Here is a 3,969-nt window from a genome sequence, read left to right as displayed (position 1 = left end):
AATTGGATATTTAAATCTTGAATAAAAGCCTAAAATTTAAACTTTATTTAACTGCCTTAATCATCTGTATTATCGGTTTTAATTTTTCAGAGCCAAGTATGCAATTTTACTCAAACCCGTTTTATATCGGTAGTTTCGTTTTTACTATTGCGCTTATAATCTCTGTAATTAATTACGCCTGCCCTGCCTGCAAGAAAAACCAAGTAATGCGCTCTATTTCTAGTTATAAGCTTCCCACTAACGATTGTTATAATTGCGGGAAAGAAATTGATGAGAAAAGTAATTAAGTAGACGGAGTTATTACTGGAGAGTCTAGTACGTGGGGTTATTCACAAAGTCACTTGGTATATATTAAGTTGTTGTAGTGTATTATCAACCGATACAAAGTTTGGAATTGTACTAACTAAACTCGCACCTAATTTTAAAGCAATTTTAATACTAGCTTCATTTTGTTCTAAGCATCTAAACTCAATGACTTTAGCGCCTGTGTTTTTAAGTATGCTTGGCAATCTTGCGATTACTTGACTGATAATACCGTTGCCTTGTGCATCACTACTTAACCAGTAACCAAGTTCCGCTATATTCAAATCAGGACAAATAGACTTAACTGCAAAAACACCACTCAGATTATCTTTATAATAAATTTTAAACCACCGCGAGCCATTTAGCCCGCTGTTTACTCTGTCGAGTATGTACTTTTTAGCTGATTCAATATTGTTTACCCCTTCTACCCAAGGCAAAAATGCACCTAAACTTGCCCGACTTAAATTAACAGTCTTCAAAATATCCGCAGCATCGCTTTCCACTAAAGGAGCTAATTTAATGTGTTCTGCAATTTGAATATGCAAGTGCTCTTCCTTGTGAGTATTGATTTTATAGTTGTAAGTTTAAAGCTAAAGATCACTATTAAGTAGCCCCAAACTTATTTAAGGACTGAATAGCCTTTGAGCTAGTAAAAAGATACAGAAAAGTACTACTCTAGGGCAACGTTTTTTTACGTTATTTACTCAAACTTTGATTAAGTAAGAGCATGAACGAGGGATAACTAGGCGATCCATAATTTTGATGTATGGAGTCAAGATTTGACCCTAGGGCAGTCTTGTTACAGCGCAGTGTGTAAACACAGCCAGAAACTGGACTGACATTGGTACTAAACGATGACTGAGGCGAAAGCCAAGGGCCTTAATTAAACTGCCTAAATTCATATGGCGTTCTTTATTCAAACCAAGGTGCATATTCACACCAATCGACGTCATTACTGGGGGCGTAGTCATATTTAAATTGAGTTTGAATAATAAGAACACTTGGTTTTTGAATAAAAAGTTCAAGAAAACACTGCTGCCTGCTTGACCTGAACTTTCTAATGGGTGAGCCCTTTTGCTTTTTAGTTACGAACTTTAAAACTCAAATAATATACCCAATTGAGTTGTTTCATTTCGGCCAAACTCAACTTCAGTACTCGCATACGAAAGTGAAAGTAAAACCAGATCACCCAACGGTACTTCAAATCTTACTTTATAAGTAAAGTCAGTTCCTGTGAATTCTTCCTTTGCCTCAGGGCCTGGGTTTAAAAAAAAGCCTTCTCTCGTGTCTAATTCCCAGCGCGATAACCCCACCATTGGCACAACCCTAAAGTGCGTTGCTAAATCAAATGAATATCCTATCATTGCCTTAAATTCATACGTTTCATAGCTATCTAGAGTACCAAATAATCCATCACTTGATGTATAGGCTAAGTTAGCTTCTGTGACTACATTATTTCCAAATTTATAACCGAGTACATAACCAAGTGAGAATCCGCCAGTATCAAAATCTTCGCTTAAAATTGCAAAATCTTTATCTACTTTTATTTTTCCCGTACCAAGCTCAACGCCCATTCTTATTTGAGCCTCATTGGCATGTGTAGTAAAACTACTCATTAACAATGTGAATGCACTAAGTGAGATTGTTTTTTTCATTTTATTATCCAATATTGAGTTGACCTTAAAAAGGCACTTTGTTGCTTCAAGGGTGTGTTCAATATATGATATTAAGTGTGCCTAAATTAATCCACGGACATAACCGGACATTTTAAGTATTACGTTAGGAAACCTTTCGTCAAAATTGAAATCCCTCCTAAGCCGTAAATATTTAATACCGAATTACAAGAGTGAAAATTGAACAACTCAAAAACTGCCCTTCTAAATCGAGGGCAATTACAGCAATATATAATAGAGCAATCGATAAAACATTTATGGCTTGCCAATCAAATAAGTGTAAGCGAAAAAACCCTTACTCGATGGCTTAATGGCTCAGTTACAAGAATACGTCTGAGTAATTTAAATAAGCTTGCGAGTGCTTTAAATTGTGAAAAAGGAAGCTTGATTGCCCGTTCAGAAGTGGATATTTACCCGAGTGAAGAGAACCGAGATATTTTAGTAAATGAATTGCATAACGATGGGCTTTTGTATGAACTAATGATGAGCAGTAAGATTAAGCTCGCTATTTCTTTAATTAAATCAACATTTCACTCCGCATTACCAAGCGCTATTGTGGCCAACTTCTATATTAAACTTGGTTATGCCGCGCTTATTCATCGTCAATATGAAAAAGCACTACAATATTTTGATAAAGGCCTTAATAAAGCAATTAAAGTGAATGATCTTCCGTTAGTGTTTTCTGCTAATTTAGGCACTGCAATTACTTTACTATTTTCTTGTGAGTTTAAAAGATCACACCATTACTTAGTAATATGTAATGCCACATTACAACACGCGAACCAAGAGAAGGCTCACTATTACAGCACAAATGCACTTTTCTATTTATATTCTGGTGATATAAACGCTGCAATCCAATCAGCTAATTTATGCTTAAACGAATGTGATATAACAACCGATTCAATAGAAAAGAATCTATTTAAGAGTACCGCTTTACAGCTGCTCGGCGCGTGTTATTTGTTACAAGGCGATATTGAATTAGCGTATATATTTTGCGCTGAATCACTAAACGTAGCCAATCTATCTGGGTATAATCGCTGTGTTGCGGTATCAAAAGGATACTTAGCCGCTATTCATTGCACAAATGCAAACTATGTACTTGCAGAGCAACTTATAGCGCAGAGCATTGCCTTAGTTAGTGACGAAGATATTGCACTACCGAGCTTGTTGTGTATCTCATTATTTATTTACCGAAAAACTGGGAACAGTTCAAAGTTCGCGGTTTCTTTAAACGCACTAAACAAAATTTGTAACACGGCTACAGTCCCTAACACCTTTGCTGTATATCAGCTTTATTTAATAAATATAGAGCAAAGTGAGATGCTCGAGGCATCTGAAAAATTAACACATATTGAAAACACACTAACCCAGCTCTCACTTCCGCTTTGGCAGCCATGGTTAACTAAGCTAAGCTAAGCTAGTATTCCCTCTTTATCGAGAGTTAGTTAAAATTATTTTATCAAATCGTAAAAAATCCAAAGGGGTCACCCATTAGAAAGTTCCGGTCAAACAAAACCAAAGGGGGTCAAGCCCTGACGAACCCCCACAATTTGATGATATAAATCAATAAGTTAGTTTAAAAAACGGTTGAAGTGCACAGCCGATTTTGATCTTATATGTTTTTTCCGACCAAAGAAATTACAAAGTAAATCGACTATGCACTTATAACCATAAGGGTCTAACCATAAGGGTCAAATCTTGACTTCATACATCATAATTAATTAGCTGTTTATATTCGCCGAAACTCAAATACGTTACTGGGTCTAACCATAAGGGTCAAATCTTGACTTCATACATCATAATTAATTAGCTGTTTATATTCGCCGAAACTCAAATACGTTACTGTATCGGATGGCGCTTCGCTTATCCGACCTACGTTTTCAAATATATAATACGGGTTATTGGGGGCGTGGGTATTGCAGGTTTGTTGGGTTTCGCTACGCTCGACCCAACCTTGTATCTCTTCTTGATGAGTGTTTAGCTAGCACTTGTC

Annotated in this window: 3 protein-coding genes; 1 reads left to right on the top strand and 2 read right to left on the bottom strand. The window is 36.2% G+C overall.

From position 1 onward, the window contains the following. Positions 1 to 329: 329 nt before the first annotated feature. Both GQR46_RS17150 and GQR46_RS17145 read right to left on the bottom strand, forming a co-directional pair. Positions 330 to 848: a GNAT family protein gene (locus tag GQR46_RS17150; RefSeq protein WP_165741693.1), complete on the bottom strand. Its 519-nt coding sequence runs from the start codon at positions 846 to 848 to the stop codon at positions 330 to 332. Between the two features lie 549 nt (positions 849 to 1,397). After that, positions 1,398 to 1,958, bottom strand: coding sequence for an outer membrane beta-barrel protein (locus tag GQR46_RS17145; RefSeq protein ID WP_231613035.1), 561 nt, complete (start codon positions 1,956 to 1,958; stop codon positions 1,398 to 1,400). Between the two features lie 198 nt (positions 1,959 to 2,156). Here GQR46_RS17145 and GQR46_RS17140 point away from each other — a divergent pair, with 198 nt between their 5' ends. After that, positions 2,157 to 3,392: a helix-turn-helix transcriptional regulator gene (locus GQR46_RS17140; protein ID WP_165741689.1), complete on the top strand. Its 1,236-nt coding sequence runs from the start codon at positions 2,157 to 2,159 to the stop codon at positions 3,390 to 3,392. The last annotated feature ends 577 nt before the right edge of the window (positions 3,393 to 3,969 follow it).

The organism is Pseudoalteromonas sp. Z1A6 (genome assembly GCF_011378745.1).
Classification (GTDB): domain Bacteria; phylum Pseudomonadota; class Gammaproteobacteria; order Enterobacterales; family Alteromonadaceae; genus Pseudoalteromonas; species Pseudoalteromonas arctica.
The sequence above is the reverse complement of the archived record's forward strand: the minus strand, read 5'-3'. Positions and strand labels throughout refer to the sequence as shown.

Coding starts and splice junctions, on each gene's coding strand:
- GQR46_RS17145 (WP_231613035.1), bottom strand. CDS start 1,958: ATGAAAAAAACAATCTCACTTAGTGCATTCACATTGTTAATGAGTAGT.